Annotated in this window: 28 protein-coding genes; 23 read left to right on the top strand and 5 right to left on the bottom strand. The window is 70.3% G+C overall.

Annotated features, from left to right (window positions below; genetic code table 11):
• Position 1: 1 nt before the first annotated feature.
• Entirely contained in the window at positions 2–889 is an 888-nt protein-coding gene (gene kynA / locus H4N58_RS09680) for a tryptophan 2,3-dioxygenase (RefSeq protein ID WP_243845124.1), read from the bottom strand.
• A gap of 138 nt (positions 890–1,027) precedes the next feature.
• Between kynA and H4N58_RS09685 the strand changes: the two genes are divergently transcribed.
• From H4N58_RS09685 to H4N58_RS09725, 9 genes are all read left to right on the top strand, one after another.
• On the top strand, positions 1,028–2,515 hold the full coding sequence (locus H4N58_RS09685; protein ID WP_167251056.1) for a pyridoxal-dependent decarboxylase: 1,488 nt from the start codon (positions 1,028–1,030) through the stop codon (positions 2,513–2,515).
• The gene (locus H4N58_RS09690; protein ID WP_167251054.1) at positions 2,512–3,834 is read left to right on the top strand and encodes a lysine N(6)-hydroxylase/L-ornithine N(5)-oxygenase family protein; all 1,323 of its coding nucleotides are present in this window, start codon (positions 2,512–2,514) and stop codon (positions 3,832–3,834) included. Before H4N58_RS09685 ends, H4N58_RS09690 begins: the two co-directional genes overlap by 4 nt.
• Positions 3,831–4,412 carry a GNAT family N-acetyltransferase gene (locus tag H4N58_RS09695; protein ID WP_167251052.1) on the top strand — a complete coding sequence of 194 codons (582 nt, stop codon included), beginning with the start codon at positions 3,831–3,833 and terminating at the stop codon, positions 4,410–4,412. Before H4N58_RS09690 ends, H4N58_RS09695 begins: the two co-directional genes overlap by 4 nt.
• Entirely contained in the window at positions 4,409–6,202 is a 1,794-nt protein-coding gene (locus H4N58_RS09700; RefSeq protein WP_167251050.1) for an IucA/IucC family siderophore biosynthesis protein, read from the top strand. Before H4N58_RS09695 ends, H4N58_RS09700 begins: the two co-directional genes overlap by 4 nt.
• Positions 6,199–8,277, top strand: coding sequence for a penicillin acylase family protein (locus H4N58_RS09705; protein WP_167251048.1), 2,079 nt, complete (start codon positions 6,199–6,201; stop codon positions 8,275–8,277). The genes H4N58_RS09700 and H4N58_RS09705 overlap by 4 nt, the downstream gene beginning before the upstream one ends.
• A complete protein-coding gene (locus H4N58_RS09710; protein ID WP_208322915.1) occupies positions 8,274–8,912 on the top strand; it encodes a GNAT family N-acetyltransferase in 639 nt (212 codons plus the stop codon). The genes H4N58_RS09705 and H4N58_RS09710 overlap by 4 nt, the downstream gene beginning before the upstream one ends.
• A gap of 62 nt (positions 8,913–8,974) precedes the next feature.
• On the top strand, positions 8,975–10,102 hold the full coding sequence (locus H4N58_RS09715; protein WP_182397168.1) for a hypothetical protein: 1,128 nt from the start codon (positions 8,975–8,977) through the stop codon (positions 10,100–10,102).
• The gene (locus tag H4N58_RS09720; protein ID WP_167002548.1) at positions 10,099–11,094 is read left to right on the top strand and encodes an asparaginase domain-containing protein; all 996 of its coding nucleotides are present in this window, start codon (positions 10,099–10,101) and stop codon (positions 11,092–11,094) included. Before H4N58_RS09715 ends, H4N58_RS09720 begins: the two co-directional genes overlap by 4 nt.
• A gap of 164 nt (positions 11,095–11,258) precedes the next feature.
• A complete protein-coding gene (locus H4N58_RS09725; protein ID WP_167002550.1) occupies positions 11,259–12,845 on the top strand; it encodes a heme peroxidase family protein in 1,587 nt (528 codons plus the stop codon).
• A gap of 12 nt (positions 12,846–12,857) precedes the next feature.
• Here H4N58_RS09725 and H4N58_RS09730 read toward each other — a convergent pair whose 3' ends face one another.
• On the bottom strand, positions 12,858–13,664 hold the full coding sequence (locus tag H4N58_RS09730; protein ID WP_167251046.1) for a crotonase/enoyl-CoA hydratase family protein: 807 nt from the start codon (positions 13,662–13,664) through the stop codon (positions 12,858–12,860).
• Positions 13,665–13,706: 42 nt separating this feature from the next.
• On the opposite strand from H4N58_RS09730, the gene H4N58_RS09735 reads away from it, so the two are divergent.
• Together H4N58_RS09735 and H4N58_RS09740 are read left to right on the top strand one after the other, a co-directional pair.
• Positions 13,707–14,447 (top strand): DUF72 domain-containing protein, encoded by a 741-nt coding sequence (locus tag H4N58_RS09735; protein ID WP_167251044.1) that lies wholly within the window; start codon positions 13,707–13,709, stop codon positions 14,445–14,447.
• 72 nt (positions 14,448–14,519) lie between these two features.
• Positions 14,520–15,182 carry a DUF305 domain-containing protein gene (locus tag H4N58_RS09740; RefSeq protein ID WP_167002556.1) on the top strand — a complete coding sequence of 221 codons (663 nt, stop codon included), beginning with the start codon at positions 14,520–14,522 and terminating at the stop codon, positions 15,180–15,182.
• A 4-nt stretch (positions 15,183–15,186) separates the two neighbouring features.
• On the opposite strand, the gene H4N58_RS09745 is transcribed toward H4N58_RS09740, so the two are convergent.
• Positions 15,187–15,375 (bottom strand): helix-turn-helix domain-containing protein, encoded by a 189-nt coding sequence (locus H4N58_RS09745; RefSeq protein WP_347877925.1) that lies wholly within the window; start codon positions 15,373–15,375, stop codon positions 15,187–15,189.
• Positions 15,376–15,506: 131 nt separating this feature from the next.
• Positions 15,507–16,715, bottom strand: coding sequence for an ornithine--oxo-acid transaminase (gene rocD / locus H4N58_RS09750; RefSeq protein ID WP_167251042.1), 1,209 nt, complete (start codon positions 16,713–16,715; stop codon positions 15,507–15,509).
• Between the two features lie 64 nt (positions 16,716–16,779).
• Between rocD and H4N58_RS09755 the strand changes: the two genes are divergently transcribed.
• The 4 genes from H4N58_RS09755 to H4N58_RS09770 are packed head-to-tail and all read left to right on the top strand — an operon-like array spanning position 16,780 to position 20,684.
• Positions 16,780–17,337 carry a hypothetical protein gene (locus tag H4N58_RS09755; RefSeq protein WP_167002562.1) on the top strand — a complete coding sequence of 186 codons (558 nt, stop codon included), beginning with the start codon at positions 16,780–16,782 and terminating at the stop codon, positions 17,335–17,337.
• Between the two features lie 43 nt (positions 17,338–17,380).
• Entirely contained in the window at positions 17,381–18,040 is a 660-nt protein-coding gene (locus H4N58_RS09760; RefSeq protein ID WP_167251040.1) for a YcnI family protein, read from the top strand.
• Between the two features lie 8 nt (positions 18,041–18,048).
• Positions 18,049–18,591 carry a copper resistance CopC family protein gene (locus H4N58_RS09765; RefSeq protein ID WP_167002566.1) on the top strand — a complete coding sequence of 181 codons (543 nt, stop codon included), beginning with the start codon at positions 18,049–18,051 and terminating at the stop codon, positions 18,589–18,591.
• Complete coding sequence (locus H4N58_RS09770; protein ID WP_167251038.1) at positions 18,591–20,684, top strand: cytochrome c oxidase assembly protein; 2,094 nt, start codon at positions 18,591–18,593, stop codon at positions 20,682–20,684. The genes H4N58_RS09765 and H4N58_RS09770 overlap by 1 nt, the downstream gene beginning before the upstream one ends.
• A 20-nt stretch (positions 20,685–20,704) precedes the next feature.
• On the opposite strand, the gene H4N58_RS09775 is transcribed toward H4N58_RS09770, so the two are convergent.
• A complete protein-coding gene (locus H4N58_RS09775; protein WP_167002570.1) occupies positions 20,705–21,328 on the bottom strand; it encodes a superoxide dismutase in 624 nt (207 codons plus the stop codon).
• A 168-nt stretch (positions 21,329–21,496) separates the two neighbouring features.
• On the opposite strand from H4N58_RS09775, the gene H4N58_RS09780 reads away from it, so the two are divergent.
• From H4N58_RS09780 to H4N58_RS09815, 8 genes are all read left to right on the top strand, one after another.
• The gene (locus H4N58_RS09780) at positions 21,497–22,096 is read left to right on the top strand and encodes a CDP-alcohol phosphatidyltransferase family protein (protein ID WP_167002572.1); all 600 of its coding nucleotides are present in this window, start codon (positions 21,497–21,499) and stop codon (positions 22,094–22,096) included.
• 88 nt (positions 22,097–22,184) lie between these two features.
• On the top strand, positions 22,185–22,958 hold the full coding sequence (locus H4N58_RS09785) for a DUF881 domain-containing protein (protein WP_167251033.1): 774 nt from the start codon (positions 22,185–22,187) through the stop codon (positions 22,956–22,958).
• Positions 22,955–23,287, top strand: a complete 333-nt coding sequence (locus H4N58_RS09790) for a small basic family protein (protein ID WP_167002576.1) — start codon at positions 22,955–22,957, stop codon at positions 23,285–23,287. The genes H4N58_RS09785 and H4N58_RS09790 overlap by 4 nt, the downstream gene beginning before the upstream one ends.
• A 41-nt stretch (positions 23,288–23,328) precedes the next feature.
• Entirely contained in the window at positions 23,329–24,075 is a 747-nt protein-coding gene (locus tag H4N58_RS09795) for a DUF881 domain-containing protein (protein ID WP_167002578.1), read from the top strand.
• An 18-nt stretch (positions 24,076–24,093) separates the two neighbouring features.
• On the top strand, positions 24,094–24,471 hold the full coding sequence (gcvH, locus tag H4N58_RS09800; protein WP_167251025.1) for a glycine cleavage system protein GcvH: 378 nt from the start codon (positions 24,094–24,096) through the stop codon (positions 24,469–24,471).
• A gap of 114 nt (positions 24,472–24,585) precedes the next feature.
• On the top strand, positions 24,586–25,056 hold the full coding sequence (locus H4N58_RS09805) for an FHA domain-containing protein (RefSeq protein WP_167002581.1): 471 nt from the start codon (positions 24,586–24,588) through the stop codon (positions 25,054–25,056).
• Positions 25,057–25,071: 15 nt separating this feature from the next.
• Positions 25,072–25,797, top strand: a complete 726-nt coding sequence (locus H4N58_RS09810) for a MerR family transcriptional regulator (protein ID WP_208322321.1) — start codon at positions 25,072–25,074, stop codon at positions 25,795–25,797.
• Between the two features lie 9 nt (positions 25,798–25,806).
• Entirely contained in the window at positions 25,807–26,280 is a 474-nt protein-coding gene (locus H4N58_RS09815) for a bifunctional nuclease family protein (protein WP_167002583.1), read from the top strand.
• The last annotated feature ends 75 nt before the right edge of the window (positions 26,281–26,355 follow it).

Raw genomic sequence — 26,355 nt, forward strand, 5'->3', positions numbered from 1 at the left:
CTCAGCTGCCGATCTCGGTCCGTACGGCGAAGAGCTCGGGGAAGAACGTGAGGTCGAGCGCACGCTGCAGGAACGGGATGCCGCTCGACCCGCCCGTGCCGCGCTTGTGCCCGATGATCCGCGCGACCGTGCGCAGGTGGCGGAAGCGCCAGAGCTGGAAGTTCTCCTCGAGGTCGACGAGCTCTTCGCACGTCTCGTACGCCGACCAGTTCGCCTCGGTGTCGGCATAGATCGCGGTGAACACCGGCACCAGCTCAGGGGTGAACGTCCACGCCTTCGTCACGTCGCGCGTCAGCACCGCCTCGGGGATGGGGTAGCCCGCTCGTGCGAGGTAGCGCAGCAGCTCGTCGTACAGCGACGGCTCCTCCAACACGCGGCGCAGCATCGCCTGCTGCCTGGGCTCGGCGTCGAAGACCTTGAGCATCGCGGCGTTCTTGTTGCCGAGAACGAACTCGACGGCGCGGTACTGGTAGGACTGGAAGCCGCTGGCGTTGCCGAGCACGCCGCGGAACTGCGCGTACTCCGACGGCGTCAGCGTCGCCAGCACCGACCACTGCTCGGCCAGGGTCGCCTGCACGTGCTTGACGCGCGCGATCCGTTTGAGCGCGGGCCCGAGCTCGTCCGCGCGCAGCAGCCGGCAGGCGCTCTCCAGCTCGTGCAGCACCAGCTTGAGCCACAGCTCGGTCGTCTGGTGCTGAACGATGAACAGCAGCTCGTCATGGTGCTCGGGGCTGCTCACCGGACGCTGCGCGGAGAGCAGCGTGTCGAGGTCGAGATAGCCCCCGTACGTCATCCGGTCGCGGAAGTCGGTGACGACGCCGGCCTCGACGGTGCGGGTGTTGTCGTGCACCCCGTCGGGTGTCTCTCGCGAACTGTCTTGGGAACTCACCTCGCCACCGTATGCGATGTGAAGCAGTGCGCGAGCGGGCAATGCCGAGGTGCGCTAACTTAGGCAAGCCAAACCTAATTAAGCGCGTCTCCCGCGCCGCCTGGAACGACATCCGTACCGAGAGCCAGAGGAGCCCGCATGACCTCGTCGTCCCTGCTGACGAACGCCACCTCCGCACGCTACGCCGACACCCTTCACGCCGTCGTCGACCGACTGGCCGCGCGTGTCGCCGAACGATCCGCCCCCTTCTCCGGGGAACCCCGCGAGACGCTCGAGGGCCTCGTCGCCGCCGTCGACCTGGACGCCCCACCGGTCGGCGACACCGCCGCACTGCGCGAGATCGACGAGATGTTCGTCGACAATGCGGTCTGGTTCCACCATCCGGCGTACGCCGCACACCTGAACTGCCCGGTCGCCGTCCCCGCCGTCGCGGCGGAGGCGGTCCTCGCCGCTGTGAACACGTCGGTCGACACGTACGACCAGTCGACCGTCGGGACCTTCATGGAGCGCCACCTCATCGCGTGGACTGCGCGCCGCATCGGCTATGCGCACGGCAGCGGCGTGTTCACCTCCGGGGGGACCCAGTCGAACCTGCACGCGCTCTTCCTCGCTCGTGAGGGAGCGCTGGCCGTGCACGGCACCGGCCTCCTCACCGGGGCCGACCGCGCCGCGCTCCAGCAGCGGATGCTCGTCGTCGCCACCGACACCAGCCACTTCAGTGTCCAGAAGTCGGCGCTGCTGCTCGGTCTCGGCGAGGACGCCGTCGTCGCGGTCCCCACCGACGCCGACGGCCGGATGGATCCCGCCGCGCTGCGGATGACGCTCGACGTCATCGAGCGCACCGGCCAGATCCCGATGGCCGTCGTCGCCACGGCGGGGACGACCGACCGCGGGTGCATCGATCCGCTCGACGCGATCGCCGGCGTCTGCGAGTCCTACGGCGCGTGGCTGCACGTCGACGCCGCGTACGGAGGAGGCCTGCTCGTCTCGCCCACGCGCCGTGACCTGCTGTCCGGGATCGAGCGCGCCCGCTCGGTGACGGTCGACTTCCACAAGACCTTCTTCCAGCCGGTCTCGTCCAGCGCGATCGTCGTCCGCGAGCGGGCCGACCTCACCAGGTCCGGATGGCACGCCGACTACCTCAACCCCGAGGGCGCCGAGGAGCCGAACCAGGTCGACACGTCCCTGCAGACGACACGGCGCTTCGACGCGCTCAAGCTCTGGGCGACGCTGCGTGCGCTCGGGGCGGACGGTGTGGGCGCGATGTTCGACCGCGTGCTCGACCTGGCCGCCGACGTCCATCGGGTCGTCGAGGCGGACCCCGACCTCCGGCTCCTCGCCCGGACCGACCTGAGCACGGTGCTGTTCCGCTACCAGCCGTGGGGGACGCCCGACGTCGAGGCCGACAGGCTCGTCCCGATGATCCGCTCAGCGATGCTCGCCTCCGGGCGCGCGCTGGTCGCCAAGACCGTCGTGGACGGGCGGCCGTGCCTCAAGCTCACCCTGCTGAACCCGGACGCGACCGTGGAGGACGTACGGGGTGTGCTGGACGTCGTGAAAGAAGAGGGAGAGCGCGCACGAGAGGCGTGGCGACCGCTCGATCCGCAGGGGGCGGGGGCGCGATGACGTACGACCTCGTGGGCATCGGGATCGGCCCGTTCAACCTCGGGCTCGCGTGCCTCTCCGACCCGCTTGACGACGTCGAGGCGTTGTTCCTCGACGAGTCACCGGAGTTCCGCTGGCACCCCGGGATGATGATCGAGGGCTCGACGATCCAGGTTCCGTTCCTGGCCGACCTCGTGACGATGGCCGACCCGACCTCGCCGTACTCGTTCCTGAGCTTCCTCAAGGCGACCGGTCGGCTCTACCCGTTCTACATCCGTGAGAGCTTCTATCCGCTGCGCGCAGAGTACGACGCATACTGCCGCTGGGCCGCTGGCCAGCTCGACTCGCTGCGCTGGGGGCGGCGTGTCGAGGCCGTCGAGCACGACCCGCACGACGACACGTACGTCGTACGCGCGCGGTGCGCGGACGGTGAGACCGAGACGTACCGGGCTCGGCACCTCGTCCTCGGCACCGGCACCCGTCCGACGGTGCCGCCAGCAGCGCGCGACCTCGCCGGCCCGTGGCTGCACAGCGCCGACTACCTGCGGCACCGCGAGACGCTGCGCGACGCGGGGAGCATCACGATCGTCGGGAGCGGGCAGTCCGCGGCTGAGATCTACCGCGACCTGCTCGAGGACACCCGCGCCGAGACGTACCGGCTCGACTGGATCACGCGCTCGCCGCGCTTCTTCCCGATGGAGTACACCAAGCTCACGCTCGAGATGACGTCGCCGGAGTACACCGACCACTTCCACGGGCTGCCGCTGGAGCTGCGCGAGCTTCTCGGCCGCGAGCAGCGCGGCCTCTACAAGGGCATCAGCGGCGACCTCGTCGACGACATCTACGACACGCTCTACCGCAAGAGCGTCGACGGGCCCGTCCCGACGAGCCTGCTCACCGACACCGCGCTCGTCGACGCGACGTGGACCGGCGACGAGTACGTCCTGCGCCTGCGGCACGACCAGCTCGGCGAGGAGTACGAGCGGCGTACGGACGCGCTCGTGCTCGCGACCGGGTACGCGGCGAGCGTGCCCGGGTGCCTCGAGCCGATCCGCGACCTGCTCGCGTTCGACGAGCTCGGCAGGTTCGCGGTGAGCCGCGACTACGCCGTCGACGGCGAGCGACGCAGGGTCTTCGTGCAGAACGGCGAGGAGCACACGCACGGCATCACGGCTCCGGACCTCGGGTTCGGGGCATGGCGCAGCTCCACGATCCTCGCCGCCATCACCGGTCGCGACGTCTATCCGGTCGAGCAGCGCATCGCCTTCCAGGAGTTCGGGCTGCCCGCCGACGCGAGCCCCGTACGGTCGCAGGCCCGCGAGGAGGCGAGGCTGCGATGACCGCGCGCACACCCTCCCTCGTCGTCGCGACGGCGGTGGGCGAGATCGCGATCGACCGTGTCGTCCCTTCGCGCGACGCGGCGCTCGTCGGACGCTGGCTCGCCGACCCGCACGCCGCGTTCTGGCAGATGTCCGACCTCGACGAGGCGCAGGTGCGCCGCTACCTCGACGGCCTCGACGCCGACCCGCACCAGGACGCGTGGCTGGGGTCCGTCGAGGGGACGCCGACGTTCTTCGCCGAGACGTACGACCCCGCGAAGGTGCTGCTCACCGACGTCCACGACGCGCAGCCGGGCGACCTCGGCATGCACGTGCTCGTGTCCGCACCGGGCGAGCACCCTCGTCGTGGCCTGACCGGGGCGGTGATGGCCAGCGTGATGCGCCTGTGCTTCGAGACGCTCGGCGCTCGGCGCGTGGTGGTCGAGCCGGACGTCCGCAACGAGGCGATCGCCCGCAAGAACGCCCAGGCCGGATTCCGCGGGCTGCGCGAGGTCCGGCTCGGCGACAAGATCGCACGGCTGTCGGTCTGCACCCGCGACGACTTCGCCCGCAGCACGCTCGCAGGAGGAGCACGATGACCCACCCCGCACCCCATCTGAACCCGCGCACGATGGCCGCGGCCCAGCGACACCTCGTCGCCAAGGCTCTCGCGGAGTTCGCCCACGAGCGTCTGCTGGCTCCGGTCCGCGTCGACGAGGCGACCGCTGCCGACGACGTTTCCGGGACGTACGAGGTCGCGCTCGCCGACCGCACCGTCGTCTACCGCTTCCGCGCGCAGCAGCTGCGCCTTGAGCACTGGGCCATCGACGAGGCCTCGCTGACCCGTACGGTCGACGGCGTGCCGCGGATGCTCGACGCGTCCGAGCTCGTGGTCGAGCTGCAGCCGCTCCTGGAGATCCCCGACGCCCTCCTCGCGACCTACCTCGAGGAGATCGCGGCAACGCTCGCCGCCGCGGCGTACAAGATCCACCAGGGAGGGCCGTCCGCGCTCGAGCTGCTCACCGCCGATCTCCAGACGGTCGAGTCCGCGATGACCGAGGGCCACCCCGGCTTCGTCGCCAACAACGGCCGCATCGGATTCGGGCTCGACGCGTACGAGCGGTTCGCCCCGGAGGTAGGCCGCCCGTTCTCGCTGCAGTGGGTCGCTGTACGGCGTGAGGTCTCCCACCTGGCGCTCGGCGACGGGCTGGACGAGACGTCGCTGTACGAGGGGGAGCTCGACGCCGAGGAGCGCGCGCGCTTCGCCTCGCGTCTCACGGACCAGGGGCTCGACCCTGCGGCGTACCGGCTCCTGCCCGTCCACCCCTGGCAGTGGGACACGCGGCTGGCGATCACCTTCGCGCCGGACGTGGCGCGGCGTGACCTGGTGCCGCTCGGTCCGGGGGCCGACGCCTACCAGGCGCAGCAGTCGATCCGGACGATGTTCAACATGTCGCGATCGGACCGTCACTACGTGAAGACGGCGCTCGCCATCCAGAACATGGGGTTCCTGCGCGGGCTCTCCCCGGCGTACATGCGGCATACCCCGGCGATCAACGACTGGGTCGCCGCACTGGTCGGTGCCGACCCGACACTCGCCGCATGCCAGTTCGAGGTGCTGCGCGAGCGCGCGTCGATCGGGTATACCGGCGACGTGTACCACCGCACGTCGACACCCTCGGCCCACCGCAAGATGGTTGCCGCGCTGTGGCGGGAGAGCCCAGTGCCGCGGCTCGGTGCGGACGAGCGCCTCGCGACGATGGCGTCGTTGCTCCACCGCGATCGCGACGGCCACGCCTACGCGACCGCGATGATCCGCGCGTCGGGCCTCAGTGCTGACGTGTGGGTCGCGCAGTACCTCCACGCCTACCTGCGGCCGGTCGTCCACTGCCTTCTCGCGCACGACCTCGCCTTCATGCCGCACGGCGAGAACGTCATCCTCGTGATCGCCGACCACGTGCCGCGCCGCGCGCTCATGAAGGACGTGGGGGAGGAGGTCGTGGTGCTCCGCGATCGCGACCTGCCCGAGGAGGTCTCCCGGATCCGGCAGCCGGTCGACGCCGACGAGCAGGCGCTCGCGATCTTCACCGACGTGTTCGACGGCGTCCTGCGCCACCTCGCCGGCATCCTGCACGTCGACGGCGTCCTGCCCGAGAGTCGCTTCTGGGCGCTGGTCGCCGAGTGCGTGGACCGGCACGCCGCGGAGCACCCGGGGCTCGCGCCGCGGGTGGACCTGCGTGCCGACCGGTTCGCCCACTCGTGCCTCAACCGGCTCCAGCTGCGCAACACGCTGCAGATGGTCGACCTCGCGAGCCAGTCGGACTCGCTGATCTATGCAGGCACCCTCGCGAACCCGATCGCCCGCAGCGCGGTCGCCGTGCCGGCATGACCGCGCGACTGTTCCGCGACTCGTACGGCGTGCCACACCTGCGCGCGGAGTCGATGCTCGCGCTGGCTGAAGCCCAGGGGCGGGTGACGGCTCACGACCGTGGCGGCCAGATCCAGGTCGAGCACTGGCGTACGGGGGGTCGTCTCGCCGAGCACGTCGGGGACGGCGGGGTGCCGTGGGACCGCTTCGCGCGCCAGGCCCGGCTCGCCGACACGGCCCGCACCGCGTACGAGCGGCTCGACGCGCAGGATCAGGAGTGGGTCGCGGCGTACGTCGCGGGAGTCAACGCTGTCCTCCCCGAGGCGCGGTGGCCTGACTGGGCGCCGCTCGGCATCCTGCACGTCGCCCACGTCCTCTTCTCTGATCTGCCGGCCCTGCTGTGGCGCGAGCACGTGCACCGCACGCTCGCGCGCACCCACGGTGAGGAGGTCGTCGACCTCTTCCAGGCCGATGCGGGCGGCTCGGGGAGCAACGCGTGGGCGGTGCACGGCGCACTGACCCGTACGGGGCTGCCGATCCTCGCGGGCGACCCGCACCGCGTCCTGGAGATCCCGGGCGTCTATCAACAGGTGCGGCTGGCATGTCCGGGCGTCGACGTCGTCGGGCTGGCGTTCCCCGGTGTGCCCGGCGTGGCGCACTTCGGGCACGCGGGCTCGGTCGCATGGGGCATCACGAACGCTATGGCGCACCACATCGACGTCTTCCGCGAGCGACTCCGCGGCACTCCCGACGGGGGCGTCGAGGCCTACGGGCCAGGCGGCTGGGAGCCGGCCGAGTCCGGGTGGGAGCAGGTCCTCGTCCGGGACACCGACACCGCGGTGGAGGTGCCGTGGGTCGAGACGGTGCGCGGGGTCGTCGTCGCGGAGCTCGAGGCGCTGCCCGCGAGCGGTGACGAGATGCCGGCGCTGTCTGCGCGGTTCCCGGCGCGAGCGAGCGCCGACCTCGGGATCGCCGCGATGCGTCCGCTGCTGCGTGCGCGCAGCGCCGAGGACGTGGCGACGGCGTACGAGCGCTGGATCGATCCCGTCAACCGGCTGCTGGTCGCCGATCGTGAGGGGACGGTGCTGAGCCGGACCGTCGGGCGGGTCCCCGACACGGGCGGTGCGGCGCGCCGGCTCCCGCGCGAGGGGTGGGGCGAGGGCGCGGACGACGTCTCCTGGCAGCCGGTGCCACCCGCCCGTTCGGTGGGCGACCGCGCCGTCGACGCGAACGAGCGACCCGACGACCCTGCCCTCGCACTCGGCTACGCCTACGCCCCGCCGTACCGTGCAGCGCGGATCCGTGCCCGCCTCGCCGATCTCGCGGGCGAGCAGGTCGGGGTCGACGACATGGCCGAGATCCACGGTGACACCGTCTCGCTCGGCGCCGACGCGCTGCTTCGTCATCTGCCCGACGCCGCCGACGAGGCCCTCAGTCCTGCCGCACAGGACCTCGTCAGCCGCTTGCAGCGATGGGACCGCCAGATGCTCGCCGACAGCGCCGAGGCGGGCGCGTACGCCGCGTGGCGCGCAGCGCTCGTCCGTCGGATCGCTGCCCTCCCCGTCCTCGCACCGTTGCACGAGCCCCACGGCATGGGCGCGGTTTATGCGCCGTGGATGGACGTCCGTGCCCGCGTCGGTGAGGGGCTGCACGCCCTGCTGGACGGTCGTGGCGCAGCGGCGACGCTCGGGATCGACACCGCCTCGCTCGTCCGCGGTGCGCTGGAGGAGGTCGCGTCGGTCCGTGCGCCTAGCACCTGGGGCGACACCCATCTGCTGGACCCGGTGCGGGTGCTCGACGGAGTGCCGGGCGCGACCTTCGCCGCCCTCGAACGGACGGGCCTGTCGGGCGACGGCGACACCGTCCGCGCCACGGCGAGCACCCCTGGCGTGAGCGACGTCTGCTGGCGTGGTTCGGTGGCGCGCTGGATCTGGGACCTCTCGGACCGCGATGCGAGCCGGTGGGGAGTCCCGTTCGGCGCGGCCGGCGATGCGGACAGCCCCCACGCCACCGATCAGCTCGCGACCTGGCTGGCGGCTGGGTCGAGCCCGGTCGTCACCGCCTGGGACGCACTCGTCGAGGAGGACCTGCTGTGAGCACGACCGCGGACGACCGCCTGATCACCGGCACACGGGGAGAGGTCCTGCGTACCGACGTCGTCGACGGGTTCGGGACCGTCACGGTCCGCGTCCTCGATCCCGAGGGCGACCTCACGACGATCCACCCGTGGATGACCGCGCCACGCGCGCGCTTCTGGGGACTGCAGGGGCTGACCGCGCAGGAGCTCTGCGACCTCTACGCGTACGTCGACGGACTCACGACGCACCACGCGTTCCTGGTATGCCGCGACGACGTGCCGTTCATGCTGCTCCAGACCTATCTGCCCGAGCACGACCCGGTGGGGGAGTGTTACGAGCCGGAGCCAGGCGACGTCGGGATGCACTTCTTCCTCGGCGAGCACGTCGCGACGCGCGAGGAGCAGTGGGCGATCCTGCTGCGAACATTCGTGGGGTTCGTGCTCGGACCGCCGAGTGCCCGCAGGATCGTGGTCGAGCCGGACGTGCGCAACGCGCGCTCGCTCGCCGTCCTGGAGATGCTCGGCTTCGAGCGCGGACGGCAGATCACGCTGCCGGACAAGACCGCCCAGCTGGCGTTCCTCGACCGCGTCCGCGCAGAGACGACGCTGAATCGGATGTGTGCGAACCTGCCACGGACCGGCGTCCACGACTAGGATCACGACCGCGGAACGATGGCGGCGCGTGATAGCGCCTCCCGACGACAAGGGGAGTGCGCATGGGCGGTGACTCGCTCGATCAGGTCGTGTTCTGGGCGGTGGTGGTGGCGAGGCTGCTCGTCCCGCTCCTCGTCTTCAAGTACCCGCTCCCGGCGATCGTCGCGTGCATGCTGCTCGACGGTGTCGACCAGACGATCTTCCAGACCTTCACGTCGCTCGACCTCTCGCACTACCAGAGCTACGACAAGGCGCTGGACATCTACTACCTCGCGCTCGCGTACGTCGCGACGATGCGCAACTGGACGAGCCGGCCGGCGTTCGAGGTCGCGCGGTTCCTGTTCTTCTACCGCCTGGTCGGCACCACGATCTTCGAGCTGACGGGCGGGACGCACCGCTGGCTGCTGCTGATCTTCCCCAACACCTTCGAGTACTTCTTCATCTTCTACGAGATCGTCCGTACGCGATGGGATCCGAAGCGCTTCTCGCTGCGGTGGTGGATCGCGGCGGCGGCGGTGATCTGGATCGTCATCAAGATTCCGCAGGAGGCGTGGATCCACGTCCTCAAGCTCGATCTCACCGACACGATGCGCGACGTCCCGTGGTTCACTCCGGCGCTGGTGCTGGCGGTCCTCGCACTGGCCGCGGTGTTCTGGTTCGTCGTACGCCCGCGCCTCGCTCCGCCCGACCACGCCTGGCAGTTCGCCGCCGGTCCGCTCCCGCACGCGATCGACGACGAACGCGAGCGCGCGGCCCTGCGGGTCGCCCGTGGCAGGGTCCTCGACAGCTGGTTGCTGGAGAAGATCGTCATCGTCGCGCTCGTCAGTATGATCATCGCGAACATCGTCCCGAGCGTGACCGCGACGCCGGTGGAGATCGCGGTCAGCTGTGGAGTGCTGATCGTGGTGAACTCCTTCATCGGCCTGTGGACCGCGCGCCGCGGCGGCGGTCTTCAGTCGGTCGCGGCGGCGTTCTTCGTCCTCTCCGCGGTCAACATCGGTCTCGTCGTCGCGGCGAGCACCTTCGTCCCCACTCGTGAACGCTTCTTCCTGACAGCAGGCTTCTTCTTCGTGTTCCTCCTGACACTGATCGTCACCCTCTACGACCGCTACCGGCCGGTGCTCGACGTCCGCACCGGCATCATCCGCACTGATGTGGTGCGCCGCGGCCAGATCGAGGCAGGCTCGTGAGCACGTCGACGATGGGTCTGGCGGGTCCGCGCGGGGTGCTCGTCCTCGTCACGGGTGGCACGGCAACCATGGGCGGCGGCGCCGACGGCTTGGCGGTGACGGCCGAGGGAGTCGACGGCCTGCGGGCGATCGTGGATGCCTGGTCGGTCGCGCGCCAGGTACGCGCTGACGTCGTGCTCGACCATCCGTTGCGTGACAGCGCTGAGATGGGGCCCGCCGACTGGACGCGTTGGCACCGCCAGATCCGCGCCGCGCTGCCGTCGGTGGCCGGCGTGGTCGTCGTCCACGGCACCGACAGCATGGCGTTCAGCGGGGCTGCCCTCGCCCTCGCGCTCGCTGACGCGCCGCGCCCGGTCGTGCTCACCGGCGCCCAGCGGGGTCCGTCCGAGCCCGGCAGCGACGTGGCCGACAACCTCCGCCTCGCGCTCGACACCGTCCAGGCAGGTCGTGGTGGCGTGTCGTTGGCCTTCGCCGGACAGGTGCGTGCGGCGGCGACCCTCTGGAAGCAGTCCACCACCGACCTCGACGGGTTCGCGGGCGTGCTCGGGACGAGCCGTCGGCTGTCGCTCTATCTCCCGCTGGGTGGGTTCCACGGCTACGACGAGGACCGGTTCGTCGCCCTCGCGACCGTCAGTCTCGAGCAGTGGCACGACCAGCTCATGTGGTCACGCCAGCCGTCCGGTGTCGTGCTGCGTGTCTTCGGCGGGGGGACGGCGCCGGCCGACAAGGTCGCGTTCGAGCGCCTCGCGGCGCTGCGCGAGGCAAAGATCCCCGTCGTCGCGGTCAGCCAGACACCGGCGGCTGCGGTCGACCTGCGCCGCTACGCCGCGGGCCGCGGGCTCTTGGAGCAGGGGGTGGTGAGCTGTGGCTGCATGACGACGGAGGCTGCGTTCGCCAAGCTCCACTACCTCATCGCGAGCGGCCTGTCGTACGAGGAGATCCGAAGCCTGCTGGCCGTCGACCTCGTGGGTGAAGGTCGTACTCGACGCTGACGACCCGTCTGGACCCTCCTGTCTGATTACGTCCGTTTGCAACCTCACTGTCCCTGACCCTCGCGTGGGGGGACGCTGGTTGATGGTGCGCTCGCCCCGGGAGTCGCCACGCCGACGCACGATGTGCCGGCGTTCTCGGGAACTCACCACGCGAGGAGAACACCATGGCAACCACCATCGGGCAGGAGACCTCCACCGCTGAGGAGCCACCTCCGCCGCCCGCACCCGAGCCCACGACGCCGACGAAGCCGATCCATCACGGGACGCCTCAGCGCGGCGTCGACGTGATCCCGTCGTCGTCGTTCAAGACTGGTCGGTTCGGCCGCATGTTCCGCCACCTGCCGGTCTTCGCGCACACCGCCGACGACATGACGGCACTGGCTCTGCGGATGGTCGAACCGGCCGGGCCGCCGCCCGAGAACCCCGACATCCCGTCCGGCTACACCTACTTCGGGCAGTTCGTCGACCACGACGTCACGTTCGACCCGGTGTCGAGCCTTCGGCGCCAGAACGACCCGGACGCTCTCCACAACTTCCGTACCCCGAGGTTCGACCTCGACTCGTTGTACGGCCGGGGGCCCGCCGACCAGCCGTACCTGTACGACGACTCCGGACCCGTCACCAAGATGCGCCTCGGCGAGGACGTCGGCGTCGTCCCAGGCGAGACCAGCGGCGCCGGCCCGGATCTGCCGCGGAACGAGCCGCGTCAGCGCGCCGGCGAGGAGGTCTTCTTCGGTCGCGCCCTGACCGGAGACCCGCGCAACGACGAGAACCTCCTCGTGTCCCAGCTCCACCTGACCATGCTGCAGTTCCACAACCGGGTCGCCGACGTCGTGGGGTCGACCACGCCCCTGACCGGGGACGACGCGTTCAAGGAGACCCAGCGGCTCGTCCGTTGGCACTACCAGTGGGTCGTCGTGCACGACTTCCTGCGCCGCATCGTCGGCCAGGCGGTCATCGACGACATCCTGCGCACCGAGACCTACGTCGCCGACCCGAACGGTTCGACGATCGCGCTTATACGCCCGTCGTTCCAGTTCTACCGGCCGGCCAACACCGCGTACATTCCTGTGGAGTTCGCGGTCGCGGCGTACCGGTTCGGGCACTCGATGATCCGGGGCCGCTACGACATCAACGATTTCGTGAAGAACGCGCGAGGCGACCAGGGGCCGATCCCGATCTTCGGGCCGGAGCTGCCGCCGGACGAGCTGTCGAACCTCAACGGCTTCCGGCGACTGCCTCCCCAGTGGGCGGTCGAGTGGAAGTTCCTGGTCGACATGCCGGGCGCCGACACCCCGCCCCAGCCGTCGCTGCCCATCGACACGAAGCTGGCCAGGCCGTTGGCCGATCTTCCGCTGTCGGTGGCGGCGCACCCGCCGCACGCGCTCGCCGAGCGCAACCTCCAGCGGGGTGTCGCGCTCGGGCTGCCGGCAGGCAACACGGTGGCCCGGGCGATGGGCATCGACCCGCTCGATGCCGACACGTTGGGCATCGGTGACCTCAGCGAGGACCTGAGGATGCACCCGCCGCTATGGTTCTACATCCTCAAGGAGGCCGAGGTGCTGGCCGCGGGCAAGACGCTCGGGCCCGTCGGCGGGCGGATCGTCGCCGAGGTTCTGCTCGGGATGCTCAACGAGGACCCTCTCTCGTACCTCAGCGTCGAGCCCAACTGGAAGCCGCAGGCGCCGATGGCTCGCGACGACGGCACGTTCGACCTCCCGCAGCTGCTCCGTTTCGCGAAGGAGGCGTGAGGCCGCCGGGAGTCAGCTGCCGAAGCTGCGCGGCTGGAACTCGGGCTGCTCCTTCTTGGCGTTCGCCGCGCGGGCGATCGCGGTGTTCCTCGCGAAGAGCATCGCGAGCTGCAGGCGTCGCTCGACCGCGAAGGCGCGCCGCGGCGAGGCGTGGCGCGTGCGGTTGAGCAGCGCCTTGGAGGCGGCGACGGAGTCGGGGGAGCGGGCGATGAGCGCCTCGACCAGCTCGCGCGCGGGCACCTCGGGGTCGTCCGCGACGCCGCTGGCGAGCCCCAGCGCGTGGGCGGTCGTCCCGTCGACGACCTCACCGGTCATCGTCAGGCGGCGCGCGACGTCGCCGCCGACGAGCTCGCGGAAGCTGACGGTGCCGCTCATGTCTGGTACGAGGCCCCACTTCGCCTCGAGCACCGACCAGCGCGCGTCAGGCGTGGTGAACCGGAAGTCGGCCGCGGTGGCGAGCTGGAGGCCCGCGCCGTAGCAGTGGCCGTGGACCACAGCGACGACCGGCACCGGCAGCTCGCGCCACACCCATAGGCCACGCTGGAAGAGGTTCTGACCGCGCAGCGGGTTAGGGACGAACGAGCGCACGATGGTCGCCGGGCTGCTCATCACCGAGGCGAAGTCGAGGCCGGCGCAGAACGCGTCGCCCTCGCCGCGCAGCACGACGGCGCGGACGGTGCGGTCCTCGCGGACACGGCGGGCGGTCGCGACGAGCTCGCGCAACATCGTGATGTCGACGCCGTTGAGCTTCTCGGGGCGGTTGAGCGTGACGTGCGCGATGGCGTCGTCGACGGCGAGCAGGACGCGTGGCTCTGTCATGGTGGCCATGTTACTTGCCGGTAGGTGCCTACGGTGGCGGGTATGGCGAGCCCGCCGGTCCACGTCGGCATCTCGGGATGGAGCTATGCCCGGTGGCACGGCGACTACTATCCGGACGACCTGCCGCGGCGCGACGAGCTCGGCTATGTGGCGTCGCGCCTGGCCACGGTCGAGGTCAACGCGAGCTTCTACCGGCTGCAGCGGCCGACGACGTACGAGCGGTGGTACGACACGACGCCGGACGGTTTCCGCTTCGCGGTCAAGGGCAGCCGGTTTCTCACGCACCAGCGCAGGCTCCGCGAGCCCGAGCAGCCGCTGGCGACCTTCATGGCCTCGGGGGTCCTTGCGCTACGCGAGAAGCTCGGCCCGTTCCTCTGGCAGCTCCCGGCGGAGGGGGCACCGACGCCCGAGCGCCTTGACGCGTTCTGCGCGATGCTGCCTCGTTCGTACGGGGCACGCCTGCCGCTGACGCACGCCGTCGAGGTCCGCAGCGCCCAGGCGATCGACGAGGTCACGGAAATCCTTCGCAGCCACAGAATCGCCCTCGTCGTCTCTGATGGCGCGGGCGCGTGGCCGCTGTTCGAGCGGGCGACGGCGGACTTTGCGTACGTCCGCCTGCACGGCCACACGCAGCTCTACCACGGCGGCTACTCCGACCATCGCCTCCGCCGCTGGGCTGAGCGGATCCGCGGGTGGGACGTCGAGACGTGGGTGTACTTCGACAACGACGCCGACGGCCGGGCCCCGTACGACGCTGAGCGGCTGGCCCGACGGCTACGTTGAGCCGCCGATCCGGGGTCTGCGCCGGTCTCGGAACGGTACGGTGTGTCGCGCCCACCCCTCCAGGAGGCCCTCGTGCGCCCTCGCCGCGTCGCCGTCGCGCTCTGCGTGCTGCTTGCCGCCGTCGCGACGCTCGCGGGCTGCAGCAGCGAGGCGCCGGAGACCGTCCAGCTCGGGGGCGGCTCGGCCTCGGCGCCCTCCGCGGGGACGGTCGAGCGGCCATGGGGAACCGTGACGACCTTCCCCGAGCTCGAGAAGGCGCAGATCCCCGAGCGCCCCGACATGACGTTCGCGGCCGAGATGGTGCTGCACCACGATCAGGCTGTTGAGCTGAGCCGCAACGTGCTCGCTCACGACGGGATCGACGAGCGCGTCGCGGCGGCCGCGCGGTTCATCGCGCAGGACCAGCGCAACGAGATCACCACGATGACCGCGTGGATCGACGCCTGGGTGGCCTCGCTGCCTGAGCTCGCTCAGGGCCACCACGTCCACGACGCTGCCAGCATGCCCGGCATGGTGCCCGAGGCGAGAGTCGACGCGCTGCGCGGCCTCCCGACGGCCGAGGCTCAGATGTCGTTCCTCGCGCTGATGATCGCGCACCACGAAGGAGCGGTCGCGATGTCGAAGGGCTACCTGGGCAACGACCACAACTCCTTCACGAAGAGCATCGCCCAACACATCATCCGCGAGCAGACGGTCGAGATCGACTACCTGCGCCGACTCGCGGACGGGCTCTGAGGCGTCACGACTCAACCTCCTCGCCGCGGGCGTCCGCTGCCCGCGCCAGGTCTCGTACCCGTCGCCCAAGGGCGAACCCGGTGACGTCGGGGCACTGGACGAGGTGCTCGAGCAGCCGGTACGTGGTGGCACGCGGCATCTCCAGGGAGTCCACGAGCTGCCGCGCGGTCACCCCGAGCCCCTCGGCCCGCAAGGGCTCACCGTGCGCTGCACTCTTTCGCGCTCGTGTCCCTCGTGTGACGTGTCGGGGCGCGTTGGCGACGAGCCGAGCGCACGTCCGTGCGTTGGTGCCCTGGCGTCCACGTGCCCGTCGCGGGTGGACCCTCAGGCGCCGACGACCGCCGTCAACGCGTCGATGCCCTGGTCGAGCTCGGACTCGGTCACGACGAGGGTCGGCGCGATGCGCAGCGTGCGCCCGTGCGTCTCCTTGCAGAGCACACCGTGCTGCACGAGCGCGACCGCTGCCTCCCGCCCGGTCAGCCCGCCGGGGGAGAGGTCGATCCCCGCCCATAACCCACGCCCCCGTACGCCGTCCACGCCGTGGCCGACGAGCGCATCGAGCCGTGCGTGGAGGTGCTTGCCGAGCACCCGAGACCGCTCCTGGAACTCACCCGTCCGCAGCAACCCCACGACCGCACGCCCGACGGCGCACGCGAGCGGGTTCCCGCCGAACGTCGAGCCGTGCTGCCCTGGCCGCAGCACGCCCAGCACGTCCGCCCGTCCCACCACGGCCGACACGGGCACGATCCCGCCGCCGAGCGCCTTGCCGAGCGTCGAGAGGTCGGCCGTCACACCCTCGTGTTCGAGCGCGAGCACCGTACCGGTCCGTGCGAGCCCCGACTGGATCTCGTCGGCGACCAGCAGACACCCTGCGTCGTCGGCGATCCTCCGTGCGGCGGCCAGATAGCCCACCGGCGGCACGATCACCCCTGCCTCACCCTGGATCGGCTCCAGCAGGATCGCCGCAGTTCGCTCGTCGACGGCCTCGGCGAGCGCGTCGGTGTCGCCGTACGGAACCCGGACGAACCCCGGCGTGTACGGCCCGTACCCGCCGTACGCGTCCGGATCGTCCGAGAACGAGACGATCGTTGTGGTCCGCCCGTGGAAGCCGCCGCTCGCGACCACGATCGTCGCCGTCGGGTCGGGGACCCCTTTCACCTCGTACGCCCACTTGCGGGCGACCTTGATCGCCGACTCCACCGCCTCGGCGCCGGAGTTCATCGGCAGGACCATCTCCGTGCCGGTGAGCGCGGCCAGCTCCTCGCAGAAGGCACCGAGCAGGTCGTGGTGGAACGCCCGCGACGTCAAAGTCACCCGCCCCAGCTGCTCGACGGCGGCCGCGACAAGCGCCGGATGGCGGTGCCCGAAGTTGAGAGCCGAGTAGCCCGCGAGGAAGTCCAGGTAGGACCGGCCGTCGACGTCGGTGACCCACGCGCCGGACGCTTCGTGGATGACCACGGGCAGCGGGTGGTAGTTGTGCGTGGTCCACCGTTCGTCGAGCGCGACCAGGTCGGCGGATGTGGAGTGGGTCATACCCCAGGCTAGGCGCCCGGCGACCTGGTGCACAGTTCCTGACCTGTGAACTAGGCTGACGCGCGTGAGCACCACCACGCCCGCCACGTCACGCCGCCCCTGGCGTGCCGTCCGCGCGGGGGTGGCTGCGTCCCTGGCCGTCTGCGTGGCGCTCCTCGGCCACCTCGCCGGTGGGGGAGCGGCTCCCGGTGGTGCCGCGATCGCCTTCACCGTCGTGGCGGCGGCGCTCCTCGCGCACCGGCTCGCGGCACACCGTTGGACCGTTCGTACGCTGACGGCGCTCGTCGTCGGTGTCCAGGGCGGGGTGCACCTGTGGTGCGCGCTGGCCGCGCCGCCCGAGCAGGGCGCTGCCACGGTCTCCGCAGGTGCGATGCTCCTCGGGCACGCCCTCGCCACGGTCGCGACCGTGGCGCTGCTGCGACACGGCGAAAGGGCGCTGTGGTCGCTGACCGACCTGCTCGTGAGCAGGCCAGTGCGCCGGCTCGCGTACGCGGTGCGTACGTTGCCGGCCCGCCTCGCCGTCGACGTCGCTCCGGCGGTGACCGGTGCCCCGGCCGTACGCCTCCACCATCTCCTGCTGGGTGCCGCGCTGTGGCGCCGTGGTCCGCCCGCACGCGCTTGACGGCTGTGCACACGACCCCCTGAGCAGAGAGACACCTCCTCACATGAACAAGCTCGTCCTGCCCTCCGGCATGCTCGCCGGAGCCGCAGCTCTCGTCCTCGCCACTGCCGCACCCGCGTCCGCGCACGTCGGCGTTGACGCCCCTGACGCGGCGAAGGGTGGCTGGGCGACCCTCTCGTTCCGCGTCCCGACCGAGTCCGACACCGCCAGCACGACCGCCCTGACCGTCGCGTTCCCCGAGGGCGCCGACTTCGAGTACGTCGCCACCAAGACCAAGCCCGGGTGGACCGTCAGCAAGGTGGAGGGCACCTCCGTCACCTGGACCGCCGAGAAGGGGACCGGCATCGCGCCGGGCGAGTTCGACGTGTTCGACCTCCGGGTCGGGCCGCTGCCGACCGACGTCGACACCCTCACCTTCCCGGCCACCCAGACGTACTCCGACGGCACGACGGCCGCCTGGGACCAGCCGACGCCCGAGAGCGGCGAGGAGCCCGATCGTCCTGCTCCGGTGGTGGCGCTCGCCGACGCCGAGGACGGGCACGGCGCCCACGGAGCCACGGACGCCGAGACCGACGACGACGCCGCGGAGTCCGAGGACTCCGGCGGCGTCGACGGCTGGCTCGTCGGCGGCATCGCCGTCCTGGCGCTCGCCGTCGGGGCCCTCGTGGCCAGCCTCGTCCGCAGGGGGCCACGCTCCCGATGAGCTCAACCTTGACGAGCACGGCCGCACGCGGCCTGCGCCACGTCGTGCTCGCCTGCGTGACCGCCGTCGGGCTGCTGGTCCTCAGCAGCCCGACGGCGGTCGGCCACGCCGTCCTCGTCTCCACGACGCCCGCGGACGGCTCCACCGTGGCGATCCTGCCGGACGAGATCGTCCTGACCTTCAACGAGCGCGTGACCACCCCGGCGTACGTCGTCGCCGAGGCGCCGGACGGCACCCAGGTCGCCTCGGGGGAGGCCCGGACGGACGGGAAGAGCGTCCGTGCGACCACCAACCCGGCCGACATCGCGGGGGAGTACCGCATCTCCTACCGCGTCGTGTCCGCCGACGGGCACCCCATCGACGGCTCGGTGTACGTCACCGTGACCGAGGGGCGTACCGTCGAGAAGACCCGCGCCGAGGACGACGAGGACACCGGTGCGGGGTTCGTGCACGAACACCGGGCCCACTTCCTGTGGGGGGCTGCCGGTGTGATCGCTGCCGCTGCGCTGCTGCTGTGGCCCCGGCGGCGCGAAGACAAGGAGGACGCGTGATGACCGCGCCGGTACGTTGGGCCGTCGGAGCGTTCCTGGCCACGTTCGCCACCCTGTACGTGGCCTTGGCGCTGGGCGCCGCGCTTCCGGCAACAGCCCCGCTCGGCATACCCGATCCGGGTGTGTTCACCGGATGGGCGCTCATGGTTACGCGGGTGCTCTCCGACCTCGCCGGGCTGGCGACGGTCGGGTTCCTCACGACCGCGGCGTTTCTCCTCCCCTCCAGCGCCCGCGAGGTGCAGGGCCTTGCGGCGCGCTCGGTCCGCGTGGCGTCGACCACGGCGTTCGCGTGGGCAGGCGCGACCCTCGTGCTGTTCTTCTTCAGCACCTCGCAGCTCTTCGGGACGCCCCCGTCGGCGCTCTCGTGGAACCTCTTCACCGAGTACGGCACGGGTTCTGAGACGGGCCGCGCGCAGCTCGCGCAGATTGTGATCGCCCTGCTCGTCGCCGTCCTCGCCCGCCGGACCTTCAGCGTCAGGGCGGCCGCGCTGCTGCTCGGGCTCGCCCTCGGCGGGTTCGTTCCGCAGGCGATGTCGGGCCACTCCGCGGGCGCAGGCGCGCACGACCTCGCGATCGTGAGCATGTTGCTCCACCTCGTGGGCGCGGCGCTGTGGGTCGGCGGACTCGCCGGCCTCGCGTGGGTCGCGCTCATGGGAAGCCGTCGCCTTCCTGCAGCCGTCACGCGGTTCTCCACCCTCGCGGTGTGGTGCGTGGCGATCCTCGCCGTCTCCGGCGTCGTCAACGCCGCGACCCGCATCCAGGGCCTGTCCGACCTCGACTCCCGTTATGCCCTGCTGATCGGTCTCAAGGTCCTCGCCCTGGTCGTCCTCGCCGGTCTCGGCCTCGTCCACCGCCGCCGTACGGTCACCTCGCTCGAGCAAGCCGACGGCCTGTCGGACGACGCGGCGGTCCGCGGCCCGGCGCGCCGCCTCTTCCTGCGCATCGCCGCGGTCGAGCTGATCGTCATGGGCATGACCGTGGCCGTGGCAGTGGCGCTCTCGCGCACCCCGACGCCACGCCCGGACGACCTGTACGACACCACCGTCAACGCGATCCTCGGCGGCCCGCTGCCGCCGGATCCGACGCTGTGGCGCCTGCTCTGGGGATTCACACCGAACGGCGTCGGTCTCGCCGTCGTCGGGCTCTGCCTCGCGCTCTACGTCAAGGGCCTGCTGGTGATGCACCGTCGCGGCGACCGTTGGCCGGTCGGCCGCACGATCTCGTGGATGGCGGGCCTCGTGATGGTCGCGTGGGCGACCTTCGGCGGGCTCGGCGTCTACTCGCACGTGCTCTTCAGCGCGCACATGGTCTCGCACATGATGCTCAGCATGGTCGCGCCGATCCTGCTGATCCTTGGTGCTCCGGTGACGCTCGCCCTGCGCACGCTCCCGGGCCCGCGCGGCAAGGGCGACGTGTCACCGCGCCAGATGCTGGTCTCGCTGCTGCACTCCCGCTTCGTCAGCGTCGTGACACACCCGCTGTTCGCGACGGCGATCTTCGTCGGCAGCCTGTACGGGCTCTACTTCACGCCGATCTTCGAGACCGCGATGGAGAGCCACGTCGGGCACGGCCTGATGGAGCTGCACTTCCTCGCGGCCGGCTCACTCTTCTACTACGTCATCATCGGCATCGATCCGTCGCCACGTCGGATCGCCCCGCTGTGGCGCTTCGTGATCCTGCTCGTCACGATCCCGTTCCACGCGTTCTTCTCGATCACGCTCATGGCGATGACCAGCGTCATCGCCAGCGGGTACTACAACCAGCTCGAGCGGCCGTACGCGACCGACCTGCTGTCCGACCAATACCTCGGCGGCGGGATCGCGTGGGCCATGGGCGAGGTGCCGCTGGTGCTCGTGATGGGGGCGCTGTTCGTGCAGTGGTTCCGATCTGACTCACGCGACGCCGTACGGCACGACCGCAACGCGAGCAAGAACGACGGCGCCGAGCTCGCGGCATACAACGCCTATCTCGCCGGACTGGCCGGGCGCCCGTCGCCTCAGAAGAAGGCGCCGCAGAAGCCTGCACCCGACAAGCCCGTCCCCGAAGCCGACGAAGCCCGGCCGGAGTCGTCCGACCGGGCTCCGCGTGGCTAGCCCTTCACGACGTAGCGGGGCTACGGCGTGTAGAGCGTCGTCGTGTTCGTGCGCGCGCCCTCGAAGCGCGCCTGCACGTCCGCCCAGTTGACGAGGTGCCACCAGGCCTTGACGTAGTCGGCCTTCACGTTCTGGTACTGCAGGTAGAACGCGTGCTCCCACATGTCGAGCATGAGGAGCGGGACCAGCCCGACCGGCAGGTTGCCCTGGTGGTCGTACAGCTGGCAGATGATCGGCCGCTGGCCGAGCGTCTCCCACGCGAGGATCGACCAGCCCGAGCCCTGGATGCCGAGGGCACTGGCCTCGAACTGCGCGCGGAACTTGTCGAACGACCCGAAGTAGTTGTCGATCGCCGCCGCCAGCTCGCCCACCGGCTTGTCGCCGCCTTCGGGCGACATGTTCGGCCAGAACACCGAGTGGTTCACGTGCCCGGCGAGGTTGAACGCAAGGTTCTTCTCGAGCAGGTTGACCGTCCCGAGCGAGTCCTTGTCGCGCGCCTCGGCCATCTGCTCCAGTGCCGTGTTGGCACCGTTGACGTAGGCGAGGTGGTGCTTGCTGTGGTGCAGCTCCATGATCTTGCCGGAGATGTACGGCTCGAGAGCTCCGTAGTCGTACGGCAGATCGGGCAGGGTGTACTCAGCCACGTGTCCTCCATCGATTCTCTTGAGTTGTCCTCACAGTCTCTCAGCCCAGACACCGGTGCAAGCGAGGGGTTCACCAGGCGACCCCCGGGTGTGCGTGGGCGAGCAGTTAGTCTTGTGACCGCCGACCTTGTCGCACCCGCCTGCTGACGAAGAACCCGAAGGAAACCAGTGACCGCCGCCACGAACGCTTCGAGCGCCGAGCGCGTCCTGACCATCCCCAATGCGCTGAGCTTCGTCCGCCTGCTCGGGGTGCCCCTGTTCCTGTGGCTGGTCCTCGGCCCGGAGGCCGACGTGCTGGCGCTCGTCGTGCTGGTCGTCTCCGGCTTCACCGATTATCTCGACGGCTATCTCGCCCGCCGGCTCGGCCAGATGTCCAAGGTCGGGGCGCTGCTCGACCCCATCGCCGACCGCCTCTACATCCTGGCTGTCGTCTTCGGCCTCGCGATGCGCGACATCATCCCGTGGTGGCTGGCGATCCTCCTGCCGCTGCGCGACGTCCTGCTCTTCGCGCTGGTGCCGTTCCTGCGCACCCGTGGCTACAGTTCGCTACCCGTGCACTTCCTCGGCAAGGCGGCGACGGCCGGGCTGTTGTACGCATTCCCCCTCCTGCTGCTCGGCGACGACACCGGTACGGTCGCCGGCCTCGCCAACGTGTTCGGCTGGGCGTTCGCGATCTGGGGCGTCGGCCTCTACTGGTGGGCCGGGCTCCTGTACGTCTGGCAGGTACGCCGCCTCCTGGTGACCGTGCCTCCGGTGAAGGCGCGCTGAGGAGCCATACGTGGCGGGCCGCCGAGCAGGGATGACGACAGGGTCGATATCGGGGACAGTGCCGTCAGCAGACGTGACGGGCAACTCCATGACTCTGCTCCAGAACATCACCGACCGCCCGCTCGACGACGACTACTACACGCACGCGCCGCACGAGCCGACCCGCCGGGGTCGGATCGCGGCGGTGGCGGTCGTCGCGTTCTTCGCTCTCCTGATCACGCTCGCCGTCCTCGAGACCCGCGCCGGCCGCCCGGCCGCCGAGAGCGAGCGGGCCGTGCTGATCAAGCAGATCGAGCAGCGTAAGGACGACATCGCGACCCATCAGGAGGAGGTCAGCGTGCTCACGAACGCCGTCTCACGCCTACGCCGCGAGCAGTCCGGCGCCGAGGCTCTGGCCCGTGCGAAGGAGCAGGGCGCGGTCGTGGGGACTGTGGCGGTGACCGGTCCAGCTCTGCGCGTGGTGGTCGACAGCGCCGACGACGCCGACGACAAGCCCGAGGGACGCGTGCGCGACAAGGACCTTCAGATGCTCGTCAACGGTCTGTGGCAGTCCGGTGCCGAGGCGATCGCGATCAACGGCAACCGGTTGACCTCGATGTCGTCAATCCGTGCCGCCGGAGACGGGATCACCGTCAACTACCGCTCGTTGACCAGCCCATATGTGGTGACCGCGATCGGCAGTCCGCGTACGCTTCCGGGGAACTTCATCGACACACCCGCGGCCCAGCTCTGGGCAGGTTACGAGGAGAACTTCGACATGCGCTTCGACGTGACCGAGCGTGACGAGGCGACGCTGCCCGCAGCGCCTCGACGTGCGACCACGATCCGTCACGCCAAGGTCCTGGAGGTGTCGGACAAGTGATCGCCGTCCTTGGTCTGGTCATCGGGATCGCGCTGGGCCTGCTCTTCGAGCCCAGCGTCCCCGCCGGCCTCCAGCCATACCTCCCGATCGCGGTCGTCGCTGCCCTCGACGCCGTGTTCGGCGCTATCCGCGCATACCTCGACGGGCGCTTCGACGACAAGGTGTTCGTCGTCTCCTTCATCTCCAACGTGCTCATCGCGGCGCTCATCGTGTTCGTCGGCGACCAGCTCGGCGTTGGCTCCCAGTTGTCGACGGGTGTCATCGTGGTCCTGGGGATTCGCATCTTCTCCAACGCCGCAGCGATCCGGAGGCATCTCTTCCATGCATAGGTACAGCCCATGCATAGGTGCAGCCATGCATAGGCGCAGCCATGGCTGACCGCGACCCGGCGCCCGATACCTCGAAGGCCTGGGCGCGCGTCCGTCACGCGCTCACGGGCAGGCCGTCGCGCGGCCAGTGGGTCGTCGCGGTGCTGTTCCTGCTGCTCGGGTTCGCCGCGGTGACACAGGTGCGCTCGACCAACGACGACGAGTACACCGGCATGCGACGCGACGAGCTCGTGACGCTCCTCCAGACGCTCGACGGCGCTGACGACCGTCTGACCCAGCAGCGGTCCGAGCTCGCTGCGACTCAGCGCAGCCTTCAGCAGGACTCCGAGCGCAACCAGGCGGCCGTCGAGGAGACGCGCCGCGCGGCGGACGCGCTCGCGATCCTCGCCGGCACCGTCCCGGTCGTCGGGCCCGGCGTGGTGATCACCGTGGAGGACCCGGACGAGACCGTGGGCGCCAGCACGCTGCTCAACGCGATCGAGGAGCTGCGGGACGCCGGTGCGGAGGCCATCCAAGTCAACGGCGTCGTCCGCGTAGTGGCGCAGTCGTACGTCACCGACTCCTCCAACGGCGTCGTCCGCATCGACGGTCGTGAGGTGAAGCGCCCCTTCGTGATCGAGGCGATCGGTGACTCCCATACGCTGGACCAGGCAGTGATGTTCCGAGGGGGTCTCGCCGATCAGGTGGAGGCGCTCGGAGGAGAGGTCAACGTCGAGCAGACAGACTCGCTCGAGGTGACCGCACTGGCCGAGGAACGCGAGGCCGAGTACGCTCGGCCCGCACGTTGACGACGAGGAGAGTACGCCGTGATCCCCGAAGACCTCCAGTACACCGCGGACCACGAGTGGGTACGCCTCGGCGGTGATGTCGCCACGGTCGGCATCACCGACTACGCCCAGGACCAGCTCGGAGACATCGTCTACCTCCAGCTCCCGGCTGCCGGTGAGGCGGTCGAGGCCGGCGCGGTCGTCGGCGAGCTTGAGTCCACGAAGTCGGTGAGCGACCTGTTCGCGCCCGTCTCCGGCGAGGTCGTGTCGGTCAACGACTCCCTCGAGGCGACGCCCGAGACGGTCAATTCGGACCCTTACGGACAGGGCTGGCTGATGACCATCCGGATCGCCGATCCGGGTGCTCTCGAGGGCCTGATGGACGCTGCCGCGTACGGAGCGTCGATCGAGTCCTGAACGGGCTCCAGCTGCTGTGGTGTGTCGGTTGACCGCCCCCCAGCAGGCACGTAGGTTCAGTGCAACAGCGTCAACCTCGAGTACCGGTTGAGAGTAGCGAAGGGGATCCCCGCAATGTCGCGCACGAACGAGGACGATCCGACACCGGACGTCCCCGAGAGCCCGTCGGAGACGACGTCCACGATCTCGCTCCCGCCGACCTCCGACCCTGATCTGGGGTCGGGCGGCGGCCTGAGCGCGGACGACGCCGCGGCGCTCGACGCGCTGCCGCCCGGGTCAGCCCTCCTGGTGGTCCAGCGTGGCCCGAGTGCGGGGTCGCGGTTCCTCCTCGACACCGACGAGGTCTCGGCGGGTCGTCACCCCGACAGCGACATCTTCCTCGATGACGTGACGGTGTCTCGTCGGCACGCGCTCTTCCGTCGGTCCGAGGGCGGCTTCACGGTGAGCGACGTCGGCAGCCTCAACGGCACCTACGTCAACCGTGACCGCATCGACGACGTGCGGCTCAACAGTCGTGACGAGGTTCAGATCGGCAAGTTCCGGCTGGTCTACTACCCGAGCGCTGCGAAGGGCTCCACGTCGTGATTGAGGCAGGCTAGCGTGACGCAGGCCGCGCCGAACGCCGCCCGGTTGAGCATCGGAGAGGTGCTCGACGAGCTTCGCGCGGACTTCCCTGACGTCTCGATCTCCAAGATCCGCTACCTCGAGACCGAGGGGCTGGTCGAGCCTGAGCGCACGCCCGCCGGCTACCGCAAGTTCTCGCGTGCCGACGTGGAGCGCCTGCACCTCGTCCTGCGGGTCCAGCGCGACACCTACTGGCCGCTCAAGGTGATCCGTCAGAAGCTCGACGACCTCGATCACGGGATCGTCGGAGCGGACGACGAGGGCGTGCTGCAGGTGCCGCGCGTGATCATGTCCTCCGACGGCCTCCCGAGCGCCGAGACGTTCACCGGTGGCCCCCACGAGATGCGCTTCCGGAGGGCTGAGCTCCTCCAGGCGTCGGGCATCGAGAGCGACCTGCTGGCCGAGGCCGAGCAGTACGGGCTCATCGCGCCTTCGCAAGAGACCTACTCGGAGTCCGACGTCGTCATCGCCAAGACGCTCGGCGACCTCGCGGGGTTCGGTCTGGGGCCGCGCCACCTGCGCGCATTCCGTACTGCAGCCGACCGCGAGGTCGGGATCGTGGAGCAGATCGTCGAGCCGCTCAGGCGCCGCCGCGACGTCGGTGCCGCTGCGAGCGCCGACGAGGCCGCCCATCACGTGGCGTCTCTCTCCGTGGTGCTCCACTCGATGCTCGTCAAGAACGGACTCCGTCGTCGGGGGTAGTCTGAGACCGTGCGCGAGCTCGATGTCGTAGGCGTTCGGGTGGAGATGCCCACCAACAATCCTCTGGTGCTGCTCCGGGAGGTCTCGGGGCCGCGCTATCTACCGATCTGGATCGGCGCGGTCGAGGCGACCGCGATCGCGTTCGCGCAGCAGGGTGTCGTCCCGCCGCGTCCGTTGACGCACGACCTCCTCAAAGACGTCATCGAGGCGATGGGCGACGAGCTCGTCGAGGTTCGCATCACGGAGGTCAAGGACCACGTCTTCTACGCCGTCCTGGTGTTCGCCTCGGGCGTGGAGGTCGAGGCGCGTCCGTCGGACTCCATCGCCCTCGCCCTGCGGACCGGCACCCCGATCTACTGCGACGAGGACGTCCTGACCGAGTCCTCCGTGGGAGTGCCTGACGAGGAGGAAGCGGAGGTCGAGAAGTTCCGCGAGTTCCTCGACGAGATCACCCCCGAGGACTTCGAGGAGGGAGGGTCGTGATAGGCGCCTCATCCTTGAGTTGAGGTTGAGGGTCGCTCCGGCGAGTCGCGGCGGATGTCGTTGACCACCTCGGGG

The sequence above is a fragment of the Mumia sp. ZJ1417 genome, from assembly GCF_014127285.1.
Taxonomy (GTDB): Bacteria; Actinomycetota; Actinomycetes; order Propionibacteriales; family Nocardioidaceae; genus Mumia.

What these genes read in the sequence shown, in the direction of transcription:
- H4N58_RS09700 (WP_167251050.1), top strand. Translation starts at nt 4,409, where the DNA reads ATGACCCACCCCGCACCCCATCTGAACCCGCGCACGATGGCCGCGGCC.
- H4N58_RS09760 (WP_167251040.1), top strand. Translation starts at nt 17,381, where the DNA reads ATGAACAAGCTCGTCCTGCCCTCCGGCATGCTCGCCGGAGCCGCAGCT.
- H4N58_RS09690 (WP_167251054.1), top strand. Translation starts at nt 2,512, where the DNA reads ATGACGTACGACCTCGTGGGCATCGGGATCGGCCCGTTCAACCTCGGG.
- H4N58_RS09695 (WP_167251052.1), top strand. Translation starts at nt 3,831, where the DNA reads ATGACCGCGCGCACACCCTCCCTCGTCGTCGCGACGGCGGTGGGCGAG.
- H4N58_RS09705 (WP_167251048.1), top strand. Translation starts at nt 6,199, where the DNA reads ATGACCGCGCGACTGTTCCGCGACTCGTACGGCGTGCCACACCTGCGC.
- H4N58_RS09795 (WP_167002578.1), top strand. Translation starts at nt 23,329, where the DNA reads ATGGCTGACCGCGACCCGGCGCCCGATACCTCGAAGGCCTGGGCGCGC.
- H4N58_RS09715 (WP_182397168.1), top strand. Translation starts at nt 8,975, where the DNA reads ATGGGCGGTGACTCGCTCGATCAGGTCGTGTTCTGGGCGGTGGTGGTG.
- H4N58_RS09730 (WP_167251046.1), bottom strand. Translation starts at nt 13,664, where the DNA reads ATGACAGAGCCACGCGTCCTGCTCGCCGTCGACGACGCCATCGCGCAC.
- rocD (WP_167251042.1), bottom strand. Translation starts at nt 16,715, where the DNA reads ATGACCCACTCCACATCCGCCGACCTGGTCGCGCTCGACGAACGGTGG.
- H4N58_RS09785 (WP_167251033.1), top strand. Translation starts at nt 22,185, where the DNA reads ATGACTCTGCTCCAGAACATCACCGACCGCCCGCTCGACGACGACTAC.
- H4N58_RS09735 (WP_167251044.1), top strand. Translation starts at nt 13,707, where the DNA reads ATGGCGAGCCCGCCGGTCCACGTCGGCATCTCGGGATGGAGCTATGCC.
- H4N58_RS09770 (WP_167251038.1), top strand. Translation starts at nt 18,591, where the DNA reads ATGACCGCGCCGGTACGTTGGGCCGTCGGAGCGTTCCTGGCCACGTTC.
- H4N58_RS09685 (WP_167251056.1), top strand. Translation starts at nt 1,028, where the DNA reads ATGACCTCGTCGTCCCTGCTGACGAACGCCACCTCCGCACGCTACGCC.
- H4N58_RS09725 (WP_167002550.1), top strand. Translation starts at nt 11,259, where the DNA reads ATGGCAACCACCATCGGGCAGGAGACCTCCACCGCTGAGGAGCCACCT.
- H4N58_RS09805 (WP_167002581.1), top strand. Translation starts at nt 24,586, where the DNA reads ATGTCGCGCACGAACGAGGACGATCCGACACCGGACGTCCCCGAGAGC.